The sequence below is a fragment of the Streptomyces sp. NPDC035033 genome, from assembly GCF_040636735.1.
In the GTDB taxonomy this organism is placed as follows: domain Bacteria; phylum Actinomycetota; class Actinomycetes; order Streptomycetales; family Streptomycetaceae; genus Streptomyces.
In genome coordinates this window covers 42,742-68,462 of sequence record NZ_JBEZUZ010000032.1, presented here as the reverse complement: position 1 = coordinate 68,462, position 25,721 = coordinate 42,742, and the positions used below count along the sequence as shown (strand labels likewise).

Annotated in this window: 22 protein-coding genes; 9 read left to right on the top strand and 13 right to left on the bottom strand. The window is 75.6% G+C overall.

Annotated features, from left to right (window positions below):
• Positions 1–93 precede the first annotated feature (93 nt).
• Positions 94–660: a type 1 glutamine amidotransferase domain-containing protein gene (locus AB0E83_RS15830; protein WP_362110920.1), complete on the bottom strand. Its 567-nt coding sequence runs from the start codon at positions 658–660 to the stop codon at positions 94–96.
• 217 nt (positions 661–877) lie between these two features.
• Between AB0E83_RS15830 and AB0E83_RS15825 the strand changes: the two genes are divergently transcribed.
• From AB0E83_RS15825 to AB0E83_RS15815, 3 genes are all read left to right on the top strand, one after another.
• Entirely contained in the window at positions 878–2,080 is a 1,203-nt protein-coding gene (locus AB0E83_RS15825; RefSeq protein WP_362110917.1) for an MFS transporter, read from the top strand.
• A gap of 37 nt (positions 2,081–2,117) precedes the next feature.
• Positions 2,118–2,540, top strand: coding sequence for a heme-binding protein (locus tag AB0E83_RS15820; protein WP_362110914.1), 423 nt, complete (start codon positions 2,118–2,120; stop codon positions 2,538–2,540).
• A gap of 173 nt (positions 2,541–2,713) precedes the next feature.
• The gene (locus tag AB0E83_RS15815) at positions 2,714–3,274 is read left to right on the top strand and encodes a hypothetical protein (protein ID WP_362110911.1); all 561 of its coding nucleotides are present in this window, start codon (positions 2,714–2,716) and stop codon (positions 3,272–3,274) included.
• An 85-nt stretch (positions 3,275–3,359) separates the two neighbouring features.
• Here the strand turns inward: AB0E83_RS15815 and AB0E83_RS15810 are convergent, their stop codons facing one another.
• From AB0E83_RS15810 to AB0E83_RS15800, 3 genes are all read right to left on the bottom strand, one after another.
• Positions 3,360–4,346 carry an aldo/keto reductase gene (locus tag AB0E83_RS15810; RefSeq protein WP_362110908.1) on the bottom strand — a complete coding sequence of 329 codons (987 nt, stop codon included), beginning with the start codon at positions 4,344–4,346 and terminating at the stop codon, positions 3,360–3,362.
• Between the two features lie 126 nt (positions 4,347–4,472).
• The gene (locus AB0E83_RS15805; RefSeq protein WP_362110905.1) at positions 4,473–4,832 is read right to left on the bottom strand and encodes a hypothetical protein; all 360 of its coding nucleotides are present in this window, start codon (positions 4,830–4,832) and stop codon (positions 4,473–4,475) included.
• Between the two features lie 166 nt (positions 4,833–4,998).
• The gene (locus tag AB0E83_RS15800) at positions 4,999–6,471 is read right to left on the bottom strand and encodes a chlorohydrolase family protein (RefSeq protein ID WP_362110902.1); all 1,473 of its coding nucleotides are present in this window, start codon (positions 6,469–6,471) and stop codon (positions 4,999–5,001) included.
• Positions 6,472–6,627: 156 nt separating this feature from the next.
• Here AB0E83_RS15800 and AB0E83_RS15795 point away from each other — a divergent pair, with 156 nt between their 5' ends.
• Positions 6,628–6,834 carry a hypothetical protein gene (locus AB0E83_RS15795; protein WP_362110899.1) on the top strand — a complete coding sequence of 69 codons (207 nt, stop codon included), beginning with the start codon at positions 6,628–6,630 and terminating at the stop codon, positions 6,832–6,834.
• A gap of 80 nt (positions 6,835–6,914) precedes the next feature.
• Here the strand turns inward: AB0E83_RS15795 and AB0E83_RS15790 are convergent, their stop codons facing one another.
• The 5 genes from AB0E83_RS15790 to AB0E83_RS15770 form a co-directional block, all read right to left on the bottom strand.
• The gene (locus tag AB0E83_RS15790; protein ID WP_362110896.1) at positions 6,915–7,523 is read right to left on the bottom strand and encodes a hypothetical protein; all 609 of its coding nucleotides are present in this window, start codon (positions 7,521–7,523) and stop codon (positions 6,915–6,917) included.
• A 9-nt stretch (positions 7,524–7,532) separates the two neighbouring features.
• The gene (locus AB0E83_RS15785; RefSeq protein ID WP_362110893.1) at positions 7,533–7,736 is read right to left on the bottom strand and encodes a hypothetical protein; all 204 of its coding nucleotides are present in this window, start codon (positions 7,734–7,736) and stop codon (positions 7,533–7,535) included.
• Positions 7,733–9,076: a GH1 family beta-glucosidase gene (locus tag AB0E83_RS15780; protein WP_362110925.1), complete on the bottom strand. Its 1,344-nt coding sequence runs from the start codon at positions 9,074–9,076 to the stop codon at positions 7,733–7,735. Before AB0E83_RS15780 ends, AB0E83_RS15785 begins: the two co-directional genes overlap by 4 nt.
• An 87-nt stretch (positions 9,077–9,163) precedes the next feature.
• Entirely contained in the window at positions 9,164–10,252 is a 1,089-nt protein-coding gene (locus tag AB0E83_RS15775) for a hypothetical protein (protein WP_362110890.1), read from the bottom strand.
• 166 nt (positions 10,253–10,418) lie between these two features.
• Positions 10,419–10,964 (bottom strand): GNAT family N-acetyltransferase, encoded by a 546-nt coding sequence (locus AB0E83_RS15770; protein WP_362110887.1) that lies wholly within the window; start codon positions 10,962–10,964, stop codon positions 10,419–10,421.
• Between the two features lie 216 nt (positions 10,965–11,180).
• On the opposite strand from AB0E83_RS15770, the gene AB0E83_RS15765 reads away from it, so the two are divergent.
• The 5 genes from AB0E83_RS15765 to AB0E83_RS15745 all read left to right on the top strand — a co-directional run bounded on the left by AB0E83_RS15765 (position 11,181) and on the right by AB0E83_RS15745 (position 19,775).
• On the top strand, positions 11,181–11,783 hold the full coding sequence (locus AB0E83_RS15765; protein ID WP_362110884.1) for a GNAT family N-acetyltransferase: 603 nt from the start codon (positions 11,181–11,183) through the stop codon (positions 11,781–11,783).
• Between the two features lie 98 nt (positions 11,784–11,881).
• Positions 11,882–15,388 carry a hypothetical protein gene (locus tag AB0E83_RS15760; protein WP_362110881.1) on the top strand — a complete coding sequence of 1,169 codons (3,507 nt, stop codon included), beginning with the start codon at positions 11,882–11,884 and terminating at the stop codon, positions 15,386–15,388.
• Between the two features lie 175 nt (positions 15,389–15,563).
• The gene (locus tag AB0E83_RS15755; protein WP_362110878.1) at positions 15,564–16,994 is read left to right on the top strand and encodes a polysaccharide lyase 6 family protein; all 1,431 of its coding nucleotides are present in this window, start codon (positions 15,564–15,566) and stop codon (positions 16,992–16,994) included.
• A gap of 168 nt (positions 16,995–17,162) precedes the next feature.
• Positions 17,163–18,497, top strand: coding sequence for a threonine--tRNA ligase (thrS, locus tag AB0E83_RS15750; protein ID WP_362110875.1), 1,335 nt, complete (start codon positions 17,163–17,165; stop codon positions 18,495–18,497).
• Positions 18,498–18,734: 237 nt separating this feature from the next.
• The gene (locus AB0E83_RS15745; RefSeq protein ID WP_362110872.1) at positions 18,735–19,775 is read left to right on the top strand and encodes a vWA domain-containing protein; all 1,041 of its coding nucleotides are present in this window, start codon (positions 18,735–18,737) and stop codon (positions 19,773–19,775) included.
• A 61-nt stretch (positions 19,776–19,836) separates the two neighbouring features.
• Here AB0E83_RS15745 and AB0E83_RS15740 read toward each other — a convergent pair whose 3' ends face one another.
• The 4 genes from AB0E83_RS15740 to AB0E83_RS15725 all read right to left on the bottom strand — a co-directional run bounded on the left by AB0E83_RS15740 (position 19,837) and on the right by AB0E83_RS15725 (position 25,518).
• Positions 19,837–20,334 (bottom strand): hypothetical protein, encoded by a 498-nt coding sequence (locus AB0E83_RS15740; RefSeq protein WP_362110869.1) that lies wholly within the window; start codon positions 20,332–20,334, stop codon positions 19,837–19,839.
• Positions 20,331–20,561, bottom strand: coding sequence for a hypothetical protein (locus AB0E83_RS15735; RefSeq protein ID WP_362110866.1), 231 nt, complete (start codon positions 20,559–20,561; stop codon positions 20,331–20,333). The genes AB0E83_RS15740 and AB0E83_RS15735 overlap by 4 nt, the downstream gene beginning before the upstream one ends.
• A gap of 80 nt (positions 20,562–20,641) precedes the next feature.
• Complete coding sequence (locus AB0E83_RS15730) at positions 20,642–23,635, bottom strand: hypothetical protein (protein WP_362110863.1); 2,994 nt, start codon at positions 23,633–23,635, stop codon at positions 20,642–20,644.
• A gap of 2 nt (positions 23,636–23,637) precedes the next feature.
• Complete coding sequence (locus AB0E83_RS15725; RefSeq protein ID WP_362110860.1) at positions 23,638–25,518, bottom strand: HSP90 family protein; 1,881 nt, start codon at positions 25,516–25,518, stop codon at positions 23,638–23,640.
• Between the last annotated feature and the right edge of the window lie 203 nt (positions 25,519–25,721).

Here is a 25,721-nt window from a genome sequence, read left to right as displayed (position 1 = left end):
GCCGTTCCCGTTCCCGGTCGTCGGGCGCCGCAGGCCGCCGCCGTCCCGGCCGGTCCCCCGGCCCGGGTCCGGCGGCCGGCTCGTCTCAGGCTCTCAGGCCGGGGCCGGGGCGCTGACGGCCTGGACGAGGGCCGAGGAGAAGGCGTCGAGGTCGTCCGGCCGGCGGGACGTGATCAGGGGGAAGCCGCCGTCCATGTCGACGACGACCTCCCGGTCGATCCAGCTGCCGCCGGCGTGGGAGAGGTCCGGGCGGAGCGAGGGGTAGGAGGTGATCTCCCGCCCCTTGACGAGGCCTGCGTCGGCCAGGAGCCAGGGGCCGTGGCAGATGGCGGCCACCGGCTTGCCCGCCTCGGCGAACGCGGTCACGAGCCGTCGCGCGTCCTCGTCGGTGCGCAGGGTGTCGGCGTTGACGGTGCCGCCGGGCACCACCACCGCGTCGAACTCCCCGGCCTCGACGTCCGCGAGGGTCGCGTCGGGCTCGACCTCGGCGCCCGGCTTCCGGTCGGAGACGAGGGTCTGGACGGGCTTGCGCTCCTGAGCGGCGACGGTGACGCGGGCGCCCGCCTCGCGCAGCGCCTCCACCGGTTTGCGCAGCTCCTGCTCCTCGGTGCCGTAGTTCGTGGTCAGCACCAGGACGCGCCGTCCGTCGAGCAGCGACATGACTGGTTCCTCCTGTCTCGGGGCGTACACCGTCACCCCTGCGCCTCACCCCTCCCTCCGGTCGCAAACGTGGGCGTCCCGCGGGAGGCGCGCTTCTGCTTGCCGTCACCGTCATACCGAGCACACGGATTACCCTCGCTTGCGCTTATGGCGCGTCTGCAACTATTGTCGAAGCATGCAAAGGGATCGCTCAAGTAATTCCGGGAAGGGGCGGGCCATGCCCCTCGCCCTCCTCGCACTCGCGGTCGGGGCCTTCGGCATCGGCACGACCGAGTTCGTGATCATGGGGCTGCTGCCCGAGATCGCCGCCGAGTACGACGTCACCATCCCCACCGCGGGCCTGCTGGTCACCGGGTACGCGCTCGGCGTCGTCATCGGCGCGCCGGTGCTGACCGTGTTCGGCAACAAGGTGAGCCGCAAGCGGATGCTCATGCTGCTGATGGGGCTGTTCGTGGTCGGCAACCTGGTCTCCGCGCTCGCGCCGGACTTCGGACTGATGCTGACCGGCCGCGTCGTCGCCTCGCTCGCCCACGGGTCGTTCTTCGGCATCGGTTCGGTCGTGGCCGCCGATCTGGTCGCGCCGGACAGGAAGGCCGGGGCCATCGCCACCATGTTCACCGGCCTGACCGTGGCGAACATCGTGGGCGTGCCGCTCGGCACCTTCATCGGGCAGGCCGTCGGCTGGCGCACCACCTTCGCGATCGTGGCCGCCCTCGGCGTCGTCGGGCTGCTCGGCATCGCGAAGCTCGTCCCCGCCATGCCCCGCCCCGAGGGCGCCCGGCTGCGCGGGGAGCTGACCGCCTTCCGCAATCCGCAGGTGCTGCTCGCGATGGCGATGACCGTGCTCGGCTTCGGCGGCGTCTTCGCCGCGATCACCTACATCGCGCCGATGATGACCCGTGTCGCCGGGTACTCCGAGGGGGCCGTCACCTGGCTGCTCGTGCTCTTCGGCATCGGCATGTTCCTCGGCAACCTGCTCGGCGGCCGGTACGCCGACCGCGCGCTGATGCCCCTGCTGTACGCCACCCTCGGCGGGCTCGCGATCGTCCTCGCGCTGTTCACCGTGGCCGCCCACAACAAGGTCCTCGCCGCGCTCGCCGTCCTCCTCGTCGGGGCGCTCGGCTTCGCCACCGTGCCGCCGCTCCAGAAGCGCGTCCTCGACCAGGCGCACGGCGCGCCCACCCTGGCCTCCGCCGTCAACATCGGCGCCTTCAACCTGGGCAACGCGCTCGCCGCCTGGCTCGGCGGGCTCGTCATCGCCGCCGGTTTCGGCTACACCGCCCCGAACTGGGTCGGCGCCGTCCTCGCCGCCGCGGCGCTCGGCCTCGCCCTCTGGTCCGCCGCGCTGGAGCGCCGTGCCCCCGCGGCCACGCCGGCCGAGGTCCCCGGCACCCCCGTCCGCCCCCCCGTGCACCACTGACCCCACCCCCCGTACCCCACCTCCCAGGAGAAGCGCCATGAGCACCACCACCGTCACCCCGCTGTCGACCGTCGAGGCCGAGCGGCTGATCGCCGCCGTCGGCCGGGCCGCCGAGGCGGCCGGGGTCACCGTCAGCGTCACCGTGCTCGACGCCGGCGGGCACCTGCTCGCCTTCCGCCGCGACGACCGGGCGGTGCTGATCTCGGGCGAGACCAGCACCCGCAAGGCGTACACCGCCCTCCAGCTCGGCGCCCCCACAGCCGATCTGGTCGACCTGGTCAAGCCCGACGGCCCGTTCCACTCGCTGCCCACCGCCCTCGACCGGCCGCTGCTCTTCATCGCCGGCGGCCTGCCGGTCCACCGCGACGGCCGCCTCGTCGGTGCCCTCGGCGTCGGCGGCGGCGCCCCGGAGCAGGACCACTCCTTCGCCGTCCTGGCGCTCGAGGAGTTGTCCCGGTGAACCCGGGCCCGGGGGAGGCCGTCACCCGATGGGCCTCCCCCGGGCGTCGGGCCGACACCCGAACGTCCGTAACCAACAGTGCACGAACGATTACTTAGTGTTCTTCTGGCGTCGAGGGCGCCGACTCCGGTGCTCCTCCCCCACGCACTCCTCACGCAAGGAGAACAGACAGCATGAAGCTCGCCCCCCGTGCCCTGGCCCGCGCCGCCGCCCCCGCTCTGGCGGCGGGCATGGTCATGACCGCGTTCGCCCTGCCCGCCGCCGCGCAGGAACCGCCCGGTTCCACCGTGGTCCGCTTCGGCAACACGGTCCAGCTCGCGGCCCGCAGCGGTGTCGCCAACGTGGTCACCATCGGCATCAACCAGGCCAACGGGCACCTGATCGTCGAGGACCAGTCCGGCATCGCCGCGTTCAACGGGTGCCGGCGACTGGCGGGCAGCACCATCTCCGCCGACTGCGGTCCCGGCGTCACCACGCTGCAGATCTCGCTGGGCGACAACGGGGACAGCCTGTTCATCTCCGAGTCCGTCCGGGCCAACGCCACCGTCAACGCCGGCACGGGCCCGGACTTCATCGCCACCGGCGCCGGCAACGACACGATCGTCGTCCGTGACGGCGTGCGCGGCAACGACGCCGTGATCTGCGACGGCAACCAGGGCACCGGCGTCGACCAGGTGGTCGCCGACGTGAACGACAGCGTCTCCCTGAGCTGCGAGCGCCGGACCTTCGGCTGAGCCGTGCGAACGGGGCGGGCCGGTGTCACGGACGGAGTCCGGGGACACCGGCCCGCCCCGTTCGCGTTCCGGCGGCGCGGCGGGCTCAGCCGCCGACGAAGGCGAGGCTGGTCGCGTCGTAGCGGGCGCCCGCGACCTGCCCGGGCGGGGCGGCGGCCTCGACGGCGGCGAGCTCCCCGGTGGACAGCTCGACGGCCAGGGCCGCGAGGTTCTCCTCCAGGTAGCGCTCCCGCCGGGTGCCGGGGATCGGCACCACGTCGTCGCCCCGGTGCTGGACCCAGGCCAGGGCGAGCTGGCCGGCGGTGACCCCCTTCGCGCCAGCGAGCTCGTTCAGCTTCGCGACGATCGCCAGGTTCCGTTCGCGGTTGCCGTCGGCGAAACGCGGCTGGCCACGGCGGATGTCGGTCTCGGCCAGTCCGTCGAGCGAGCCGTACCGGCCGGTCAGGAAGCCGCGCCCGAGCGGGGAGAACGGGACCAGGCCGATGCCGAGTTCGCGGCAGACCGGGACGACCTCCGCCTCCGGGTCGCGGGTCCACAGCGACCACTCGCTCTGCAGCGCGGCGATCGGGTGCACCGCGTGCGCCCGCCGGATCGTGGCCGCGCCGGCCTCGGACAGTCCGAGGTGGCGGACCTTCCCCTCCCGGACGAGTTCGGCCATCGCCCCGACGGTCTCCTCGATCGGCACCCGCGGATCGACCCGGTGCTGGTAGTAGAGGTCGATGTGGTCGACCCCGAGCCGGCGGAGCGACGCCTCGCACGCCTGCCGGACGTAGGCGGCGTCGCCGCGGATCAGGGTCGGCTCGCCCAGCCGGTTGGCGAAGCCGAACTTCGTGGCCAGCACCACCTGGTCGCGGCGTCCGGCGACGGCCCGGCCGATCAGCTCCTCGTTGTGCCCGGCGCCGTAGAAGTCGGCGGTGTCCAGGAGGGTCACCCCGAGGTCGAGGGCGCGGTGCAGGGTGGCGAGGGACCGCGTGTCGTCCGCGGCGCCGTACCCGTGGCTCATGCCCATGCAGCCCAGGCCCTGCGCGGAGACCGCCAGGTCGCCCAGGTACCGGGTGGGGACGTCGTCCATGATGCTGCCTCCTGAGATCGGGGTCGTCACCCAGGACGCTAGGCGTTGGAGCGCGCTCCAAGTCAACCGCGCGGGCCCGCCCCCGGCGGGGCCGGGGACGGGCCCGTGCGGACGGGGGCCGCCGTCCTACTCGGCGAGCGGGGCGTCGAAGCGGACCGAGCGGACCTCCAGGGTGTCCTTGGCCGGCTTGCCGTGGGCCCTCAGCCGCCACTCGGGGCCCTGGCAGCCCGCGCCGAGGTAGACGGTCACGGCGGCGTCGGTGGCGTTGTGCGGACCGTAGCCGGGGAGGTCCTCGTCGTCGCCGACGGCGTGCAGGTTGATGCACTTGCCGCCGTGCGGGTCGTGCAGGGTGACGCGGTGTTCCTTGCCGTAGCCGTCGACGTACTTGTAGTGGAACTCGCCCTGGGCGGCCTGGGCCGAACCCGCCGTCGACAGGACGAGGGCGAGGGCGCCGAGGGAGGCGCCGACGGTGGAGCGCAGCTTCATGGCAGGAGGGGTCCCTTCCGAAGATGATCAAGGATCGGGGCCACCCTACGGAGCCGGGCGGGAGGCGAATCGATCCGCCGGACCGGTGACCGCCGCGCGTCGCCCCGACATCACCCGGTCGGCCCACCGGCCCCGCCCCGGCGGGGGGCCGGGGCGGCAGGGCCCGTCACCGCCGCTCAGGGGCGGTGGGGAAGGACGGGGGGAAGAGGGCGTGCGGGGGGCGGTGGAGGTAGTCGCGGGTGGTGTAGGCGGCCTTCATGCGGTCGAAGAGGGCCTGGGCGCGGGTGCGCCAGGCGGGCTCGTCGATGCCGGGGACGGTGCCGGAGCGCAGGACGGTGCGGCCGTTGACGACGACGGTGTCGACGTCGGCGCCCGAGGTGTTCATGAGCATCGTGCGGACCGGGTCGTCGACGGGGCCGGTGCGGGGGTGGTCGAGGCGGACGACGACCAGGTCGGCCAGGGCGCCGGGGGCGAGGCGGCCGAGGTCGGTGCGGCCCAGGGCCCGCGCTCCGCCGAGGGTGGCCGCGCGGTAGTAGTCGGCCGCGCTGCCCGCCTCCAGGCGGCCGGTGGTCAGCTTGGACAGGTTGGTGCCGTAGTCCATGTTCCGGATCATGTCCGGCGGGAAGGAGTCCGTGCCCATCGCGATGGTCACCCCGGCCGCGCGGTAGCGGTCGAAGTCCTCCAGGGCGGCGCCGTAGCGGACCATCGTGTGCGGGCAGTGCACGATCCCCCCGATCGTGGCCAGCTCGTCGAGCTCGCCCGCGTAGGGGGCGTCGACCTGGCTGTGGCCGCCGATGTAGATCGCGTGCGGGACCAGCAGCCGCGGGCCGAGGAGCCCCGTCTCCCGGAGGAGGGCGAGCGGGGTGGTGGCGTGGCGGGCCGCCAGACGGCGCAGCTCGCCGGTGCCCTGGAGGCAGTGGAGCCGTACCGGGCAGTCCAGTTCCTCGGCCGCGAGGGCGGTCGCCCGCATCAGTTCCGGGGTCAGGGTCTCGATCCGGCAGGGCAGCAGCGCGCCCCGGATCAGGCCGTCGTGGGCGCCGTCGAAGTCGCGTACGAAACGGATCGCGTCGGCCAGGCCCTCCTCACCCTTGTCCTCCTCCCACCAGATGTCCCGCTCCCCGTCGGGGGTGACGACCGGAACGCCGCTGCGGTAGCTGGGGCCCAGGTACACGCGCAGGCCGAGGCGGGCCGCGGCGGCGGCCGTGGCCGCCAGGTCGTCGTAGGACTCCGCCCAGTCGGAGTGCGTCTCGGCGGCGATGGGCATCGCGGTGGTGATGCCGTTGCGGAGGAGCTGCGACAGCGCGTACGCGCGGATGAACGCCCGTTCCTCCGCGTCGAACACCGCCGCCGGGCCGGCCTGGACGTACTCCCGCGACCACTCGAGGCCCCGTTCGTCCGCGTGCCACGTGTCCAGCAGGGCGTGGTCGATGTCCGCGAGCGCGTCCAGGTCGACGAAGCCCGGTCCCACCACCGCCTGCCCGGCGTCGATGACCTCGTCGCAGGCGGCGGGGTCGTGGCCGTGGCCCACGTGGACGATCCGGGAGCCCTCGTAGACGACCTGGGCGTCCCGGAACAGGACGTGGTCGTCGGTCCGGGGGTCGTAACCGATCACGTGGCTCGCGGTGACGAGGGTGCGCATGCGTGGTCTCCGATGGTGCGGGAAGGGGGGCGGGGGTGACGCCGTGGCAGGGCGGGGGTCGCCCGGCCCTGCCACGGTACGGCGTCGCCGGCAGTCCGGCCGGGTGCGGCCGGTCGGGCGCCGGCCGCCGGACAGTTGGGCCGGGCGCATGGGCCGGTGGCGCTCGGCCGGGCCCACCGACTCCGGGAGTTCCACCGCTCGGCCGTGCCGTTCGGCGCGGCCGAGCGGGAAGTGGAGGGCGAGGGCGGTCCCGACGGCATGCGCCATTCGACGGCCGGCGCGCACCGGGCGCTGCTCGCGGCCATCGAGGCGGCCGACCCGGCGGCCGCGGCGGCCGCCGCCCAGCCTGTCCTCGACGCGTGACCCCGGTCGGACCGGGACGCGCGTGCCGTCAGGGGGCGCGCGCTGTCGGTGCGCGCGTGCCGTCGCGCGGGTCCGTGCCGTCAGTAGGCGCCGAACGACCAGAAGACGCCGACCTCGTCGTCGCTCACCGCGATCACGCCCAGGTCCTCGAAGATGTCCAGGCCCTTGAGGTACTCGGTGGTGGCGAAGGGGTGGGAACGGGTGCCGGCGAGTCCCGCCGCGACGAAGTCCGGGGCCGGGTCGTGGGCGGCGGCCAGCGCGTTGGTCCAGTAGCGGGCGGCGGGTCCGTAGCGCCGCAGGAGGGTCCGGGCGTCGGCGAGGACGGCGTCGCGGTCGGGGCGGGAGCGGACGGGCAGGAGCTCCCCCTGCCACTCCTCGGCCATGACGGCGACGGCCCCGACCGCCCCCTCCGTCTCCAAGGGGTGGAGGAGAGCGCGGAGTTCGGCGGCGGCGGGCGGGGCGAAGGGGTAGGCGGGCCGCGCGTGGCGGACGTCGTCGGTCCGGTCCGGGTCCAGCCCGCGCCGGCCCCGGGGGTCGTCCACCGCGCGGTGCATCACGGCGTGGACGTCGTGCGCCCAGTCCTCGTGCCGCCGGGGCCCGGTGGCCACGAAGACGTACGGGTCGTCCAGCAGCCGCAGCGCCGCCGCGTCCCACGGATCCGGAGCGGCGCCGTCCTGGAGCAGAGTCACCCCGTCAGCCTAACGGCCCCGCGCCGCCCCGCACGGGCGCGGCCGCTCGGGCCACCCCTCGATCCGCCGTACGAGCAGCGCGCCGAAGAGCGGGTTCGCGACCGGGGACACCGCCGCTCCGTCGCCGGTCACCCACGCGGGCAGCGCCTCCCCCGACAGGCCGGTGCCGGGCGCGAACCGTTCGGCCGGCTCCTCGAGCGCGAGGGCCGTCATGCCCGCTGCGCCCGCAGCGCGTCCCGCAGCCAGCCGTACGAGGCCCTCGGCGTGCGCTTCTGGGTCGTGTGGTCGACGTGCACGAGACCGAACCGCTTCGTATACCCCTCGGCCCACTCGAAGTTGTCCATGAGCGACCAGACGAAGTAGCCGCGGACGTCGACGCCCGCCTCCAGCGCCCGGTGCAGCGCCCGCAGATGGCCGTCCAGGTAGGCGATCCTCTCCTGGTCGTCGAGCGCTTCGTACGCGCAGCCGTTCTCGGTGATCACGACGGGCGGGAGGCGGTCGCCGTAGCGGTCCCGGAAGGAGGTGAGGAGTTCGGTGAGCGCCTCGGGGACCACCGGCCAGCCGAAGTCCGTCACCGGGTACCCCTCGATCTCCCGCACGGAGAAGGGCAGTTCGGCGGGGAGGGCGAGCCCGGAGAACTCGCCGTCCTCGGCGCGGGGCGCGCCCGCCCTCGTCGGCTGGTAGAAGTTGATCCCGTACCAGTCGAGCGTGCCCTCGGAGATCACCTTCAGGTCGGCGGCCACGTCGGCTCCCGGCATCAGCTCGCCGAACCCGTCCGGGTAGCGCCCCAGGAGCAGCGGGTCGGCGAACAGCCGGTTGAGGACGGTGTCGTACAGGTCGGCGGCCTCGACGTCGGCCCGCTCGCCGGAGGCGGGCCAGGTCGGCCCGTGCGAGTTGGCGATGCCGATGTCGGTGGCGCCGGCCGCGCGCAGCGCGTTCGCGGCGAGGCCGTGCGCGAGCAGCTGGTGGTGGGCCACCGGCAGCGCGTCGAACAGCAGTTTCCTGCCGGGCGCGTGCGCGCCGAGGGCGTGGCCGAGGAGGGTGTGCTCGGCGGGTTCGTTGAGGGTGATCCACTTCCGGACGCGGTCGCCGAGCCGCTCCGCGACGGTCGCCGCGTGGGCGGCGAAGCGGGCCGCCGTGTCGCGCTCCAGCCAGCCGCCCGCCTCCTCGACCTCCAGCGGCAGGTCCCAGTGGAAGAGCGTCGGCACCGGCCGCACGCCCTGCGCGCACAGCTCGTCGACCAGCCGGTCGTAGAAGTCGAGCCCGCCGGGCCGGAGCACCCGCGGCCAGGAGACCGAGAAGCGGTACGCGTCCACGCCCAGGTCGCGGACGAGCGCCACGTCCTCGCGGTACCGGGCCACGTGGTCGCAGGCCACGTCCGCCGTCGAGCCGTCCCTGATCCGCCCGGCCCCGGCGCCGAACGCGTCCCAGACCGAGGGCGCGCGCCCGGCGACGGCGCCCTCGATCTGGTGGGCCGCCGTGGCGACGCCCCACAGGAAACCGGGCGGGAACTTCGGAAGCGCGTCCGCGGTAGCTGCCATGGGCGCGATCATCGGCACCGGCGAGTGGCAAGTCAACAGCCGTGCGGGGAAGCGAAGTCGGCGTCCTTCGCCCCTTGCCCGGACGTGACAGGCACAGGGCTAGGAGCGGGTGGCGGTCGCGCAGTCCTCGCCCGTGGTGATGCCGTCGCCCGTGTCGATCGGCCTGGTGCGGTCGTACGGGTCGACCCGGCGGCTCTCGTCGACGGGGCGCTCGCGGGCCGCGCCGAAGGGCGGCACGAAGAAGCCGGTGGGGGCGGCGCAGCCCCCGTTGGTCATGTCGAGCGCGTACGAGACGAGGGACAGCGTGCCCGGCCGGGTGACGACCTCGGACGGGTCGTCCCAGCTCATCACCACTTCCCGCCGCACGATCGTCCGGACCACCTCGGCGTCCGACCCGCCGCCGGCCGGGGTGACCGGGTACACGAAGGTCACGTCCGCCGTCACCTCGACCGCGCCCCGCCTCCCCTCCCGGTACGTGAGCCGACCGCGCGTCTTGACGACGTCGCCGACCAGCCGCGCCTGCTCCGGCCGGAAGCGGCTGAACAGCAGCAGCGGGTCGGTCTCGGGGGTGGGGGCCGCCGGCGACAGGGCCGCCCGGAGGTAGTCCTGGACATCCTTCTGGTGCGGGTTCAGCAGCGCGATCGCCTTCGCGGGCCGCTCGCCGCGCAGCACCCGGGGATCGAGCCCGGCGGCCACCAGGAAGTCGCGGCTCCGCCGCAGCGCCCGCTCGACCCCGGCGGCGTCCATCCAGCCGGTCGCCCTGGCCGCCGGCACCTCGATCCCCGCCGCCCCGTCGGCCCAGCGGGCGGCGGGCGAGCCCCGGAAGGGGTCGGCGAGGGTGGGACGCAGAGCGGCCTCGGCGCCGGGCGCCTCCCCCGCTCCCTCCGCCCCGGCGGCCGACGGCGTCCCGCCCCGGCCGCCGCCGTCACCGCCGCCGAACCACCCGACGACCTCCTGCGGGAAGAGCGCCACCGCCAGGAGCGCCGCGGCCGCCACCAGGCCGGCCGCGTACCGGCCCGTCCCGCGCCGGGGCCGGGCCGGTGTGTGCGTACGCCGGCCCTCCGGGTGCCCGGGGTTCTCCCTCAGCCGCCGCTCCGCCTCCCGGGCGCGCGCCGACGGCTCCACCGGAGCTCCGGCCGCCCCCTCCACCGACTCCCGGAGGAACCGCTCCCACTCCTCGTCGGACACGGACGCCCCGTCCTGTCCCCCGACCCCGCTCACACCGTGCTCCCGTTCCCGTACCGCGCCCGACGGTCCTTCGATCCGCCGACCGCTCGGTCTTCGACTCGCCTGATCCGCGGGCCTGTCGGCCGTTCCCACCGGTCGTCCGGCGGCTCGGGCCGCGCCGACGGCGTCAGGAGGAGCGCGACAGGCCCCAGGTCTGCAGGACGAAGGGGCGGCCCTTCTCCTCCCCCTCGATCAGGGGGACGTCGAGGAGGGTGAAGCCCGCCTTGGTGGCCACGGCGACGCTGGCGGCGTTCTCCGCCTCCAGTTCCAGGACCACCCGCTCCATCCCGAGCTCGTCGAAAGCATACTCGGCCATGACCCGCACCGCTCGGACGGCCAGGCCCTGGCCGCGGTGGGCCGGTCCGACGGCGTAGCCGATCTCGCCGCCGTCGGGGAGGCGGCGCAGCATCACCTCGCCGAGCGGCGCGTGGCCGTCGACGGTGATGGCGAGCAGGACGGTCGTGCCGTCCGCCCGCATCCGCCGGTCCCGTTCGAGCCGCGTGACGGCGGCCGCGTGGTCGAAGGGCGAGACGATCGGCGTCCAGTACGCGATGTCGGGGTGGTCGAACAGGTCCGGCATCGCGGGCACGTCGGCCTCGGTCCAGTCGCGCAGGACGAGACCTTCCCCCCTCAGCTCGATCCTGGCGGGGAACGGCGGAACGGCGCTGCTCATGACGGGATTCCCTCCTGCTGGCCTCCGGAACGAGGCAGCATAACCGGGTGATCGCCGGCCCTTCCGGCCGATGCGCGCGTCGACGCGCGCACCGAGGTGCGCGGAGGCGGTCGCTCCACGCGTGCGGAGGCCGTCGCCCCCCTTTCCCGCATCCGCGCACGGCCGGTTCTCCCCTTCCGGCTCGCCTCCCGAGGCGCCTGCGCTAGGTTGCCCGTCATGACCGAACTCGGACCTAACACCTGGCCCCCCGCCCCCCTGGAGACCGAACGCCTCGTCCTGCGCGGCTCCGAAGCCCGGGACCGCGCGGCGTTCGTCGAACTCTTCGCGTCGCCGGAGGTGGGCACGTACACAGGTGGCTCCCGGCCGCGCGACGAGCTCGAGAAGGCGGTGCCGGAGGTGCCCGGGCAGCGCCCCGGCCTCTTCGTGGTCGAACTCGACGGGGCGATGATCGGCATGATCACGCTCGACCGGCGCGGCGCGGACCGGCCGGGGCACGTCCGCCCGGAGGGCGGGGAGGCCGAGCTGGGCTACCTGTTCCTGCCGGAGGCGTGGGGGCGGGGGTACGCCGCCGAGGCGTGCGCGGCGGCCCTCGGCTGGTTCACCGGCACGCTGCCCGGCGAGCCGGTGGTGCTCAGCACCCAGGTCGCCAACGAGCGCGCGATGCGCCTCGCGGCCAAGCTGGGGTTCACGGAGGTGGAGCGGTTCGAGGAGTACGGCGCCGAGCAGTGGTTCGGCGTGCTGGCCCCGAACCCGGCCCCGTCCACCGGCCCGGCCTCGGACACGGACACGGACACGGACACGGCCTCGGCCTCCGGCTGAGTGCTCTCCGGAGCCCCGCCCCGCGCCAGGCCCGTCCGCTGTCCGCCGGGCCGATATTCGCTGGGCACCGGCGGGCCCTTCGGGACACAATGCCCGCGATGATCTCCACCGCCGGCGAGTTGCTCGCCGCCCTCGCGCCCCTCTCCCACTCCGCCCGGCTCCGGCTCACCGCCGTCACCGCGCACCGACTCGCCCGGCAGGGCGAACTGAAGCCGCTCCTCGCCGAGTTGGACGCCCTCGGCCCGTACGAGCGCCGGCTGGCGGCGCTGGCGGCCCTCGCCGCCGAGGACGGGGAGCACCTGGCGGCACGGCTCGGGGACCTCGATCCGGTGGTCCGCCGGTACGCGCTCCGCGGCGCGCGGCGCCTGGCCCTTCCGGACGCCGCCGTCGAGGCCGCGTACGACGACGCGCCCGCCGTGGTCCGCGCCGACCTGGCGCGGCTGCTGCGCGACGGACGGCGGCGGGGGCTCGCCGAGCGGCTCGTGCCCCGGGTGCGCGCGGAGTACGGCGACCGGGACGCGGCGCGCCTGCTGGCGGGCTGCTCGCCGGAGTTCGCCGCGCGGTGGCTGCCCGAACTCGTGGGGGCGCTCGCGCCCGAGGAGTGGAACGCGCCGGCGCTGCGCCACCCCCTCGCGGTCCTCGATCACGCGGAGCGCGAACTCGGCTCTGTGCGCGGGCGGTTGCGCGACGCGTGGTGGAGGCAGTACGCCGCGGCCCTGGCCGCGGCCCTGCCCGCCGCGCCGGAGCGGGTGCTGGCGCTGCTGGAGGAGTACCGGCCCGACACCCTGCCCGGTCCGCTCCACGACCGGCTGGGGGAGCTCGTCGCGGTGGACGCCGAGCGCGTCGCGCGGTGGTTCACCGGCTCCGATCGGGGGTCGGCCCGTCGGGAGCGGACGCCCGGGCCCGCGGTGATGCGACGGCTGGTGGCGGCCGATCCTCCGTCCCTGGCCGCGCTGGGGGCCCGGTGGTTCCACCGGTCCGCCTTCGACCTGCTGCTGCGGACGGTGCCCCCGGCCCGCCGGGCCGGTTTCGTGGACGCCGTCGTCGCCGCGGGCGCGCCGCGCGGGAACGTCCGCGTGCGCGAGGGAGACCTCGCGTCGCTGCCGCCCGCCGAGCGGCACGCCCGGGCCCGTGCCGCCCTCGACGCGCTCGCCGCCGAAGGCCGGCCGGACCGGGAGACCTGGTGGCTGCGCGCCCTGTTGCCCCCCGCCGAGGCCCGGCCCCCGCTGCTGGCCGCGCTCGGCACGGATGACGCCGAGGACCGCGGCACGCTCTGGGAGGTGCTGGTCGACAACGCCGGCCGCGGCGGGGATCCGGACGAGGTCGCGGCGGTCCTCGCCCTCGCCGCCGGCCGCCTGGCGGGCGAACGCGACAGCGTGCGCCGGGAGTTCCTCTCCGCCGTGGCCGGCCTGCCGGCACCGCTGCTGGTGGCGGCGCTCGGCGCCGGCCCGGCCGGAGGATCCGGCGCCGCGTCCCTGGAGCGGCTGTGCCGGAACGCCCTGGCGGCCCGGGACCGCTCCCCCCTGACCCGCGACGCGGTCCGCGACCTGGCCGTGGCCCTGCTCTCCACGGACGCCGCGGCGCCGCCCGCGGACCCCGCCGGGCAGGCCGAACACGCCGGTCCCGCCGGGCCGTCGCCGCTCGCCGTCCGGCTCCTGGAGGCGCTGGCCGCGCACACCGGCACGGTCGCGCTCGGCCGCCTGGACGGCCTCCCCCGGACGCGTACCGGCGGCGTACGCGCCCTGGTCGGCGCGCTCGGGCCGTGGCTGGACCGGAGCGCGGCCCGCGGCGACGTCACGTCCCTGCTCGCGCTGGCCGGTTCGCTCGGGCGGCGCGCGTACGGGGTCCCCGAACTCCAGGACCGGCTCGCGAAGGCCCTGGCCGTCTGCCCGGACGGGGTCTACGGCGAGGTCGCCGCGGCCTGGCTCGCCGACCCCGCGACCCGCGGCGACCGCGTCGCCGAACTCCTGGCGCGGGAGCCCTCGGCGGTCTTCCTGCCGCAGGTCCTCGCCGTGCTCGCCGCGGAGCGCACCGATCTGCTGGACCGCGCCCTGGTGGAGGACCCGCCGGCGGGCGGCCGGTTCCCGGTGGCCGGCACGCCCCGGCCGCTGCCGGCGTTCCGGTACGCCGACCGGTGGCTGCCCGGGCAGCAGGAGGCGGCGGTCCGGCTGGCGGCGGCCGTCGTCGCCGATCCGGGCCGGGGGATCGACGAACGGGCCGCGGTCCTGCGGGCGGTGGCCCCGGTGCCGGAGCACGGGCGGGCCCTGCTCCGGCGGTACGCCGCCCCGGTGCGGGACGACGCGGCCGGGCACGACGGCGCGGCGGGGTCCGCGGCCGGCGCCGCCGGGTCCGTGCTCGCGGCGGCGGCCCTCGACGCGGCCGCCCGCGCGGACGAACCGGCCCCGGCCCTCGGGGCCCTGCTCGACCACGTGGGCGACGACCGGGCCGCGGCGGCCTGGTCGGCCGCCGGCCGGGCCGCCGCCCACGCCCGGCCCAGCGAGGTCACGGCCCTGCTCCACGACGTCCTGACCCGTGAGAGCGGGGTGAAGGTCACCGTCAGGAAGGCCGCGGCCCGGCTCGCCGTCCGGCACCTGCCGCCGGCCGCCGCCGTCGCGCTCCTGGCCGCCGCGTGCGAGGCTCCGGGCGCCCATCCGGACGTGCGCGCGACCGTCGTCGGCCTGGCGCCGGCCCTGCTGCCGGCGCCGGAGATGTGGGCCCTGCTGGAGGCGGCGGTCGCCGACGGGCCGGAGCCCGCCCGTCGCGCGCTCCTGGACGCGAGCCCGGCCGACCTGCCGCCGGCCCACCGGCCGCGGTACGGGGAGCTCCTGGCCCGGCTGCCCTCCGTCGCCGGGGAGGAGACGGCGAACACGGCCCTGTACCGGCTGGCCGACTGGGCGCGGTACGCCCCGGCGGCCGGCGCGGCGCTCGCGGACGTCTACACCGACCTGGCCACGCCCCTGAACCTCTGGCGGGCGAGCGGGGGGCTGAACGAGCTGGCCCGGTCCGGTCTCCCGCATCCCCTCGGCGGCGTGGCGCCCGGCAGTCTCCTGCGCGGCGTCGTGGACCGGCTGCTGGCCCTCGTCGCGGCCGGCGAACCGGAGGGCGGCGGCCGCGAGGGGGACCTGCCGGCGCTCCGCCGGCTGCACTCCCTCCTCGTCGCCGGGCACGGCGACCGGCGGCTCGACGGGGACCTGGCCCGGCTCCTCGCGGACGAACCGGCGGCCGCCGCCACCCGTACCGCCCTCCTCGTCCGGGCGGTCGACCTGCGGGCGGCCGAACCCGGGATCCTGCGCGCGGCCGGCGAGCTGGTCGCGGCGATCGAGGGCCGTCCGGTCCTCGCGGCGCGGGTGGCCGAGGAGCTGGAGGAGGCGCACCAGTACGGCGACCCGATCGGCGACCCCGCGGCCGTCCTCGGCGCGGTGCGCGCCCTGGCCGCCGGCGGCGGCCTCGTGGAGGGCCTCCTCGCCGTCGCCCTGGCCAACGCCGTCGGGATCCGCCAGAACTGGCCGGACGCCTGCCGCGCGGCCGTCGTCGCCCTGCGCCGCCACCCGGACCGGGAGGTCCGCGAGCTGGCGTACGAGACGGACCTGGGCCGCCACCGCTGACCCTCCGCGTGCGCGGCCGGCGGGACCCGGTGGACCGGGGCGGCGCCGGTCGCGGCGGGCGGGTGCCCGGGGGCGTCCGGTCGGGACGGCCGCTTCCGCCGCGCGTTAGCGGAGCGTCAGCGAGACGGCAGGGCCGCCGCCGAAGCTGGGTGCCGGATTCACACCAGGAGGCATCATGCGACGACGTACGTTTCTCAAGGGGACCCTGATGGGCGCGGCCGCCGGAGCCGTCCCGCTGTCCGCCCTCTCCCAGGGGTCGGCCGCCGCGGCCGACCCCGTGACCGTCACCAGCGTCGCCGCGCTCCAGCGCGAGATCGACGCCGCCGCGCCCGGGGCCCGCATCGTCCTCGCCGACGGCACCTACGCCGTCCCGTCCGGCGGCATCCGCGTCGCCGGCAAGCACGGCACCACCAGCGCGCCGATCACCATCGTCTCGGCCTCCCGCGGCGGCGCGGTGCTCACCGGTGCGGTGAGCTTCCTCCTCACCGGCTCCAGCAACATCACGATCAGCGGCTTCGCCTTCCGCCAGACCACCGGCCTCGTCATCCCCGCGGACTGCCCCCGCGTCCGGCTGACGCGCAACGACTTCAAGCTCGCCGACCGCACCGACCTCGACTGGGTGACGGTCCGCGGCGACGACGCCAAGATCGACCGCAACCACTTCCACCACCGCACCACGCAGGGCGTCTTCCTCGTCGTCGACGGCCCCGACTACACCCCCGTCGCGCAGCGGACCCACATCTTCCGCAACTACTTCTCCGACCACTCCTACACCGGCACCAACGGCGGCGAGGCGATCCGCCTCGGCGTCAGCCACCGGGCCCTGTCCACGGCCGACGCCCTCGTGGAGTACAACCTCTTCGAGCGCTGCGACGGCGACCCCGAGGCGATCTCGGTCAAGTCCTCCGGCAACACCGTCCGTCACAACACGCTCCGCGGCAACAAGGGCGGCATCGTCCTGCGGCACGGCAACGCCACCACCGTCGAGGGCAACCACGTCCTCGGCGGCGAGAACGGCATCCGCCTGTACGGCAACGACCACCTGGTGGTGAACAACCACATCTCCGGGACGACCGACCGGGGCATCGTCATCGGCAGCGGCACCACCCGGGACCACCACGCGGGCGAGACCATCGAGGAGCGGCGCGGGAACGACGCCTGCGACCGGGCCGTCATCGCCCACAACACCCTCGTCGGCAACGCGGCCACGATCTCGGGCGAGAGCCGGGCCCACGAGCCGCGCGACGTGGTCGTCGCCGACAACATCCTCGTCGCCTCCAGCGGCCGCCTCGTCGACCTCGGCACCACCGGCGGCTTCGTCTGGCAGGGCAACATCCTCTGGGGCGCGGCCGCCGACGGCACCATCCCGGCCGGCGGCTTCCGCCGCGTCGACCCCCTGCTCCGCAAGGACGCCGACGGCGTCCACCGCCTCACCGCCGGCAGCCCGGCCGTCGGCGCCGCCACCCTCGCCTCGCTCACCGTGACCGAGGACGTCGACGGGCACCCGCGCGGCGGCGCCCGGGACGTCGGCTCCGACGAGTACTCGACCCTCGCCCCGGTCCGCCGCCCCCTGACCACGGCCGACGTGGGTCCGAACGCCTCCTGAACCGCCTCCGCCCGGGTCGCGCGGAAGTCGCGGTGACGGTACGGCCCCGGGGGCGGACCGCGCGTCTCCTCCCGCTGAAGTCGGGCGGCGGAATACGGGTGCGGGCGTCCGTGCCGCCTGTTAGCGTCTGCGGCATGAAGCGCGCTGCCATGACGACGACGCCGGAGAGTGTCCCGGCGCGCTGACCCATGTCTCAGTCCGAAGCCCCGGGGCGAGTGCCCCGGGGCTTCGTGCCGCGGTCGCTCGTCCCACGACCGCGAGGAGACCGCCATGCACGACCACCGCAGGCTCGGCCGTGAACTCGGCCTGTTCGACACCGACCCGCTGATCGGCGCGGGGCTGCCGTACTGGCTGCCCGACGGCGCCGCCGTGCGCCACGCCCTGGAGGAGTACGTCCGGGACGCCGAGCGGCGGGCCGGGTACCGGCACGTGTACTCGCCCGTGCTCGGCAAACGGGAGCTGTACGAGCTCTCGGGGCACTGGGCGCACTACAGCGAGGACATGTTCCCGCCGATGGACCTGGGCGGGGAGCAGGTGGTGCTGCGGCCGAGCCTCTGCCCCCACCACGCGCTGATCTTCCGCTCCCGTCCGCGCAGCCACCGCGAACTGCCCCTGCGGATGGCCGAGCTCGGCGGCATGTACCGCTCCGAGCTCTCGGGCGTGCTGGGCGGACTGACCCGGGTGCGGGCCATCCAGCTCAACGACGCGCACGTCTTCTGCACCCTGGAGCAGGTCGCCGGGGAGGCGCGGGCGGCGCTGGAGATGATCCGGGAGGCGTACGGGGCGATGGGCATCGTCCCGGCCCGGTACCGGCTCTCCCTGCCGGGCCCCGGCGGCAAGTACGTCGACGCGCCCGACCTGTGGCGGCGGTCCACCGCCCTGCTGACCGAGGCCCTCGACCTCGCCGGGCTGCCGTACGAGGCGGCGGAGGGCGAGGCCGCGTTCTACGGCCCCAAGATCGACGTGCAGGTCGCCGACGGCGCCGGCCGGGAGTCCACCCTCTCCACCGTCCAGGTCGACTTCCACCAGCCCGAGCGGTTCGGTCTGCGCTACGTCGGCGCGGACGGCGCCCGGCACCGCCCGGTCATGGTCCACCGCAGCGTCGTCGGCAGCGTCGAACGGGCCGTCGCCCACCTCGTCGAGCGGCACGGCGGCGCCTTCCCCGCCTGGCTCGCCCCCACCCAGCTGGTGGTCCTCCCGGTCTCCGGCGGCGAACTGCCGGACGCCGACGCCCTCGCGCGGCGCTGCGTCGCCCTGGGGCTGCGCGCCGAGGTGGCGGACCCGGAACGCGGCAGTCTGGCCGCCCGGATCCGGGCTGCCCGACTGGTGCCGTACCAGCTCGTCGTCGGAGCCGCGGAGGCCGCCGACGGGCGGGTCTCCCTGCGGCTGCGGGACGGCCGCCGGATCGGCCCGCTGCCGGCGGACGAGGTCCTCGCCCGGATCGGGGCACTCGTCGGGGCCCGCGCCACCGACCTGTGGGACGCCGCCCCGAAGGCCCCCTGACGCCGCGGCACGTCCGTGAGGTCGTCGGCCGTCATCGAGCCCCGCGGGGCGCACGGCCGTGCCCTGCGGGCCGGTGAGGCGCCGGCCATCGCGCGGAGGTGGCGGTGCGGGCGGCCGGGGCCGCGGAGCCGGAGGCGTACCTCCGCGCGGGGGTGGGGCTCGGTCGCCGGGCTCGACTGTCAGTGGCGGGTGAGACGGTAGGGGTACCGAATCGGCGCGGAAGACGGGGAGTTCGGCATGTCCGGAAACCAGAACTACATCAATCACGTCGCACTCGTGCTGGACGCGAGTTCGTCCATGTCGCACCTGCGGAACAAGGTCGTCGAGGTCGCCGACCAGCAGATCGCGTACCTCGCCCGGCGGTCGCGGGAGCTGGACCAGGAGACCCGCGTCACGGTGTACGTGTTCGCGGACAAGGTGGAGTGCGTCATCTACGACAAGGACGTGCTGCGGATGCCGTCCCTGAAGCAGTTGTACCGGGTCGGCGGCATGACGGCGCTGCTGGCGGCCGCGCTGAAGTCGCAGCGGGAGCTGGCGCAGACGGCCCAGCTGTACGGCGACCACAGCTTCCTGACGTTCGTGCTGACGGACGGGCAGGAGAACGCCAGCCACCGCTGCCCCGACGCCCCGGTCAAGGAGCCGCGCGCCCTGATGGCGGCGGTGGCCGAGATGATCGAGAAGCAGGACGACAACTGGACGCTGGCCGTCCTGGTGCCGGACCAGATGGGCAAGCGCGAGGCGGTGAACTGCGGCTTCCCGAAGGACAACGTCGCCGTCTGGGACGCCACGAGCACCCGGGGCCTGGAGGAGGCCGGGCAGGTCATCCAGCAGGCCACGGAGAAGTTCATGGTGGGCCGCACCAAGGGCATCCGGGGTTCGCGGGCGGTGTTCTCGACGGGCGCGGAGGCGGTCAACAAGGACACCATCGCGGCGGCCGGCCTCACGCCGGTGGATCCGGCCGGGTACCTGCTGATCCCGGTGACCCGGGACGCGGCGATCCGGGAGTGGGTCGTCGAGTCGGGGCACACGTACCGCACCGGCGGCGCGTTCTACCAGTTGAGCAAGGTGGAGAAGGTCCAGGCGCGGAAGCGGATCGCGGTGCTGGAGAAGAAGACCGACCGCGTGTACACGGGCCCCGAGGCGCGGGCCCTGCTCGGCCTGCCCGACGAGGAGGTCCGCGTCAAGCCGGACCACAACGCCGAGTTCACCATCTTCGTGCAGAGCACCAGCGTCAACCGCAAGCTCGTGCCGAACACGCGCCTGCTGCTGATGCACTGACGTCCGCCCCGGCGCCGGGGGGCGCCGACGCCCGGTCGGTGTCCCCCGATCGGGCCGCCGGTCAGTCGTCGGCGACCTGGAGGGCCAGGACGAAGTGCTCGCCGTCCGTCCCCGCGAGGAGGCTGTCCATGAGCGGGGTGAGCCCGTTCACGGCGGCGCAGGCGGCGTCGTGGTTGGTCCACCAGCTGCCGTCCGGTCCGAGCAGCTCCACCACCCGGCCGGCCGCCCGCCCGGCGACCTCGGCGGGCAGGTGGCGGTGGGTGGGCCAGTACAGGTCGACGGTCGCGAGCCCGGCCAGGAACGGGGCCGCCTCGTACGGCTCCAGCGGCTCCAGGTCGGCGCAGATCTCCCGGACGGACGGGGGCACGTACGCGGTGAGGAAGCGCCGCCAGGCCTCGTCCGCCGCCGCCACGGCCAGCAGCTCGCGGATCCGTGCCGCGAGCTCCGGCAGATCGGGGTCCGACTCGGTGAACCGTCCGGCCGCCACGAACACCCGCGACGGCGTCGCCAACTCCGCGACGCTCTCACGGAGTTCGGTCAGGATCCGGTCGGGCGTCACGACGGGGCACCGCCGGCCGTGTCGGCCCGCCGCCGCCCGTCGGCGTGGACCTCGCCCCGCGGCGGCTCGCCGCCGAGGAGGTCGTGGAGCACCATGGCGGTCGCCCCGCACCGGTCCCGGGCCGGGTCGTCCCCGGTCCGGCGCGCCCGGTACTCGGGCGTGCGCGTCTCGGCGCTCCCGCTGCCGCGCACGGCCCGTTCGATGTCGGCGAGAAGCAAAGGCGTCACGCCCCGATCCTGCCATCGGGCACCGGCGACGCCCGGGAGCGGTGGACCGGAGGACGCTCCGGGCCACCGCTCCCGGCGGGTCAGCGGGACAGGAACTCCTGGCGGAGGGAGTCCAGGATCCGGGCGGCTTCCGGGTGGGACGCCTTGCGGCAGCGGGCCGCCGCCGTGGTGAGCCGGGCGATGGCCTCCTTGACGCGGTCCAGGCCGTTGCCTTCGATCAGGGCCGCGACGCGGACCGCTTCGGCCCGCGGCAGCTCGCCCTGTTCGCCGCCCTCCTCGTGCGCGGCGATCGCGGCCTCGGCCTCGGGCAGGGCCTCCTCGAAGCGGTCGGCCTCGGCCAGGACCCGGGCGCGGCGGTAGTGGACCTCGCCGCGCTCGTACCAGACGGCGAAGCCGTCCTCGCCGGGCGGCAGGGCGGCGAGGAGCGCGTCGGCCCGGGCGAGGTGCTCCAGGGCGGTGTCCGTGCCCTCGGTGCCGCGGGCCCGCGTGGTCAGGCGCGCGAACTCCCGCATCATCTGGAGGACGATCGGCGGGTTGGGCGCCTCGGCGTGGGCGGCGACGGCGCGTCCGTACGCCTGGTCGGCCGCGTCCCAGCGGTCGGCCAGGGCCAGGGTCGTGGCGGCCTCCGCGGCCACCAGGGTGAGGACCCCGCGGTCCTCCTCCGGCCAGCCGGCGACGGTGTCGGCGAGGCGGAGCAGTTCCTCGGCGGCCGGCAGGTACTCCTCCAGGTCGCGCAGGCCCCGGCCGAAGGTCAGGCGGGCCTGGGCGAGCATCCGCTCGTCGACGCCCGCGGCGGCCTCGTCGGCGAGGACGGATTCGAGGACGGCGACGGCGTCGGCCTGCTGCCCGGAGCGGGCGAGGACCTCGGCGAGCTGGAGGCGGGCCTCGGTGGCGTCGCCGGGCTCCCCCGCCTGGTCGAAGCGGGCGGCGGCCTCGGAGAGGTGCCGGACGGCGCCGGTGAGGTCCCCGAGGTGCGAGGAGGCGTGGCCGAGCAGCAGGTACGTGGGGGCGAGCGCGAAGGTGGTGTCGTCGTGCGCGACGGCGTCGGCGATCGCGCCGTGGAGGAGTTCCACCGCCTCCTGCGGCTGGTCCTGGGCGAGCAGGACCTGCGCGAGGAGGGCGCTCGGACGCGGCCTGCGCCAGGGCCGTCCGGCCGCTTCGAGGTCCTCCAGGGCGGCGCGGAGCTCCCGTTCGGCGTCGGCCATCGCCCCGCGGCGGCCCAGGAGGTCCGCGCGGAACTGGCGCGCGTTGGCCCTCTGGTGCGGGAAGCCGAGGCGTACCGCCTCGGAGCCGAGGGTGTCGACGCGCTCCTCCAGCCGCGCCATGAGCTCCTCGGTCCCGGCGGTGTCGCGCTCGCCCGCTCCGCTCATCGCGTCGACCAGTTCCTGGTAGGCGGCGTAGGCGTCGGCGTACCGGATGGAGAGGTACTCCAGGGTGCGGTCGGTGCGCAGGTCGGCGGCGAGCGCCGCCTCCGCCTCGCCGAGCGGTTCGCCGTCCAGGGGCGTCTCGGCGAGGAGCTTCTCCGTCTCGCGCAGCACCTCTTCGAGGGCCGCCCGGTCCGGGAGCGCCGCGTCGGCCCCGGGGGAGCCGGGGCGGGCCGTCCAGACGAGGGCGCGGGCCCGGCCGGAGAGCGCGTGCCAGGGCATCCGCAGCCGTTCGAAGAGCTCCACCGCCACGGCGAGTTCGGCGGCGCAGTCCGCGGGGCGGTCGTCCTGCCAGAACCGCTGGGCCCGGTGCTCGGCGAGTTCGGCGCGGAGCAGGTCCCGGGGGCCGAGCGCGTCGTCGTGCGGTCGGGTGTCGTCGGCGAGGTGTTCGCCGATCCGCTCCCAGAGCCGGGCGTCGCCGGGGTGGCCGTCGCGGGCCATGCGGCGGGCCTGCCGCACCAGGGCGGCGAAGTCCTCGGGGACCTCGGTCCGGGGGGCGGCCGACGCGGCGGGCGCGGCGGCCGGGGCCGCGGCGCGGGCGGTGGCGGCCGTGCGCAGGCCGAGCGGCAGCGGCTCGTCGAGCAGCGGGCGGCGGGCGAGCCGCTCGCGGCGCCGGTCGCCGACGGCGCTCGTGCCGTTGCGGGCGTCGAAGGCGTCGGCGAGGGGGCCGGCCTCGGCGCGGACGTGGGCGAGGAGCTCGCCCGCCGTCCAGTTCCGGCCGGGCGGGCCGGCCACGGCGGTCTCCTCGTGGCCGTCCTCGACGAGCCGGGCGAGCAGCACCTCGACGCCGGTGAGGAAGCCGAGCCGGTCGAGCGGGGCGCCCGTCGCCTCGAAGAGGGGCCGGTTCTCCGCGAGGATCTCCAGGCCGCGGCCCTCGTTGCGGGAGAGGGCGCAGAACTCCAGGTGGTGGCCGACCTCGTCCTGCATGCCGGTGTGGCCGCGCACCTTGCGGTAGCCGGTGAGGTGGTGGGAGCGGGCCTCGTCCGCGCGGCCGGTGCGCAGCAGCGGGAGCAGGGCGCGCGCCTGGCTCATCTGGGGTTCCTCGCTGCATCCCTGCTCGCCGCCGAGGACCGGGCGCCAGGCGTCGAGGGCGGCGGTGTCGTCGCCGTCGGCGAGGTGGTGCAGGGCGAGGTGCCGGGTCTCGCACGCCTCGCAGTCGCTGAGTTCGGTGCGGGGCCGGGTGGCCCAGAGGTCGTACGCGTCGGCGACGCCGGTGCCGGTGTGGCGCGCGAGGTGGTAGCGCATGGCGGCCACGGGCTGGACGCCGTGGCCGGCCTCCTCGTACCGGGTGCGCATCTGGTCGATCCAGCCGTGGAGGGTCGCCAGGGGCACCTCGGGGACCTGGAGGAGGGAGGTCGTCACCCACTTGAAGCGCCAGAAGACCTGGTGGGCCTCGTAGGGGCTGAAGGAGTCGGGCTCGGAGTCCCACAGCTTCAGGACGCGGGCGAAGACGACGGGCGACTTGCGCTGCTCGCCGGTGAACTCGTACGCCGTCATGAGTTCGAGGAGCGCGGTGACGAGGACGTCGTTCTTCTCGAAGGCCTCGGCGGCCTCGACGAGTTCCTCGGCGGTGATGGTGCGCGGCGTTCCGTGGGGGCGCTCGTGGTTCTCGCGGAGCGCCTCGACGACGGCCTCGGGGGTGTCCAGCATCTCTACAGTTCCTTCCGGGGCTCGGAGCCGGGGGCGGCGTCGCCCGGGTGGTGCATGGCGTGGGTGAGCAGGCCGATGAAGGCCCGGTTGAGCAGGGCGCTCTCGCTCGCGCGCAGCGGGCGGCGGCTGAGCAGCAGCGCCTGTCCGTAGAGGGCTTCGGCGGTGGCGACGGCGAGGCCGCGCTCCCCGATGGTGAGGGCCTGGCGGACCAGCGGGTTGAGGTGGTTGAGGACGAGCTGGGCGCGCGGGGTCTCCTCGCGCAGCGAGCCGAGGATGTCGGCCCACAGGCCGTCGCTGTCGGCGGCGAGGCTCGACCGGGTGCGTTCGTGCCGGGCGTCGCGGTTGTCGAGGAGCAGCGCGGGGGCGGTGACGGGCTGGAAGTCGCGCAGGACGACGTCGCAGTCGTGGACGCCGATGGTCTCGCGGGCGATGGCGAGGAAGGCGGCGGCCCGGAGTTCGGCGCCGGGGTCGACGGCGTCGAGGTGGGCGGTGACGGTGGCCGGGTCGAGGTCGGTGACGGTCGTGCCGGGCCGGATCTCGGGCAGCCGGTGGACGAGGTCGCGGTCGTAGGTGTAGCCGCCGTTGACGACGCCGAGTCCGGCGGCCGAGGCGATGGGCGCGACCTGCCGGAACTCCTCGACGCTGCGCGCCACGAGGAGCGTCGGGTGGGTGCGCGCGAACTCCTCCAGGGTGACGTTGCCGTCGGTGGTCTCGAACGGCAGCCAGGGCAGCACGATCCGCAGCAGCTCGTCGTCGTAGCGGGCGAGCGCCTTCACCGCGAGGTGGTGGGTGTCGATGAAGCGGTGGAGGAGGGCGGGGTCGCTGGCGGCGAGGCCGGTGAGCCAGTCGCGGATGCGGTCGCCGAGCGCGTCCCGTACGGCGGACAGGGTGCCGTCCTCGTACAGCGACTCGCGGGAGGCGGTCGGCCGGAGGCTGGTGGTGTCGACGACGCAGCGCACGAAGAACGCCCACTCGGGGAGCAGTTCCGGTGCCTGGTCGGTGAGCAGCATGCCCTTGAGGTGGACGCGGTGTCCGGCGCGCTGGGCCGGGCTGACGGCGGTCGGCAGGACGTACGCGACGCCGCGCAGTCCGGCGGCCGGCAGGTCCAGCTCGATGGTGTCGAGCGGGGTGAAGTCGAAGAGGTCGCGGCAGTGGGCGGTGAGGGCCTCGCGCCGGGCCAGCGGGGAGCGGTGCGTCCGCTCCCACGGCGGCGCCTCGTTGATCCGGTGGCTCTCGCCGCGCGCGTCGACGACGGTGACCTCGTGCCGCAGGAGCCTGCCGTAGTGCCGGGCGAGCGAGACGACCTGCTGGGGGCCGGTCCACTCGGCGCTGTCGGCGCGCGGGACGAGCTTCACCGTGGTGCCGGGCTCGGGGAGGGTCGCGGACGGCAGGGTGCGGATGGTGTAGCGGCCGTCGGAGTGGCCGCGCCATTCGACGGTGGGCGCGGCGGGATCGGCGGCGGACCGGCTGAGGACGGTGATCTCGTCGGCGACGACGAAGCAGGCGAGCAGGCCGATGCCGAACTGGCCGATGAAGTCGCCGCGTTCGGCGGCGAGCCCGGCGCCGTCCAGCGCGCCCTCGGCGGTCCGCTTGGAGCTGCGTCCGATGGTGGCGAGGAAGCGGTGCACATCGGCCTCGGAGAGTCCGATGCCGGTGTCCGTGACGGTCAGGGCCTCCCCGGTGCGCACGGTGATGGTGCCGGGCGCACCGGGCGTGAGGGCCTGCCGGGCGGTGATGGCGTCGACGGCGTTCTGGAGGAGTTCGCGCAGGTAGACGCGGGGGCTGGAGTAGAGGTGGTGGGAGAGCAGGTCGACCAGGCCGCGCAGGTCCACCTGGAAGGTGTGTGCGGTCTCGGCGGTGTGGGAGGTCTCTGAGTGGGACACCTGGCGCGGTCCTTCGGTGCGCGCCCCGCGCGCTCGGCGGCTCGGGGCGGGGTGTGAACGGGGGTGGGTACGAGGGAGGGGTGGGGTTCCGGCTCCGGTTCCGGTTCCGGCTCTGGTTCCGTGTCGGCCGGACGGCCGGGAGCCGGGGCCGGTCGGGTCGGCCGGGCCGGCCGGACAAACCGGGGGTCGGCCGGGGCCGGCCG

Bases quoted from the DNA above. Each gene is read 5' to 3' on its own strand.
- AB0E83_RS15830 (WP_362110920.1), bottom strand. From the start codon at position 660: ATGTCGCTGCTCGACGGACGGCGCGTCCTGGTGCTGACCACGAACTAC.
- AB0E83_RS15825 (WP_362110917.1), top strand. From the start codon at position 878: ATGCCCCTCGCCCTCCTCGCACTCGCGGTCGGGGCCTTCGGCATCGGC.
- AB0E83_RS15820 (WP_362110914.1), top strand. From the start codon at position 2,118: ATGAGCACCACCACCGTCACCCCGCTGTCGACCGTCGAGGCCGAGCGG.
- AB0E83_RS15815 (WP_362110911.1), top strand. From the start codon at position 2,714: ATGAAGCTCGCCCCCCGTGCCCTGGCCCGCGCCGCCGCCCCCGCTCTG.
- AB0E83_RS15810 (WP_362110908.1), bottom strand. From the start codon at position 4,346: ATGGACGACGTCCCCACCCGGTACCTGGGCGACCTGGCGGTCTCCGCG.
- AB0E83_RS15805 (WP_362110905.1), bottom strand. From the start codon at position 4,832: ATGAAGCTGCGCTCCACCGTCGGCGCCTCCCTCGGCGCCCTCGCCCTC.
- AB0E83_RS15800 (WP_362110902.1), bottom strand. From the start codon at position 6,471: ATGCGCACCCTCGTCACCGCGAGCCACGTGATCGGTTACGACCCCCGG.
- AB0E83_RS15785 (WP_362110893.1), bottom strand. From the start codon at position 7,736: ATGACGGCCCTCGCGCTCGAGGAGCCGGCCGAACGGTTCGCGCCCGGC.
- AB0E83_RS15780 (WP_362110925.1), bottom strand. From the start codon at position 9,076: ATGATCGCGCCCATGGCAGCTACCGCGGACGCGCTTCCGAAGTTCCCG.
- AB0E83_RS15770 (WP_362110887.1), bottom strand. From the start codon at position 10,964: ATGAGCAGCGCCGTTCCGCCGTTCCCCGCCAGGATCGAGCTGAGGGGG.
- AB0E83_RS15765 (WP_362110884.1), top strand. From the start codon at position 11,181: ATGACCGAACTCGGACCTAACACCTGGCCCCCCGCCCCCCTGGAGACC.
- AB0E83_RS15760 (WP_362110881.1), top strand. From the start codon at position 11,882: ATGATCTCCACCGCCGGCGAGTTGCTCGCCGCCCTCGCGCCCCTCTCC.
- AB0E83_RS15755 (WP_362110878.1), top strand. From the start codon at position 15,564: ATGCGACGACGTACGTTTCTCAAGGGGACCCTGATGGGCGCGGCCGCC.
- AB0E83_RS15745 (WP_362110872.1), top strand. From the start codon at position 18,735: ATGTCCGGAAACCAGAACTACATCAATCACGTCGCACTCGTGCTGGAC.
- AB0E83_RS15730 (WP_362110863.1), bottom strand. From the start codon at position 23,635: ATGCTGGACACCCCCGAGGCCGTCGTCGAGGCGCTCCGCGAGAACCAC.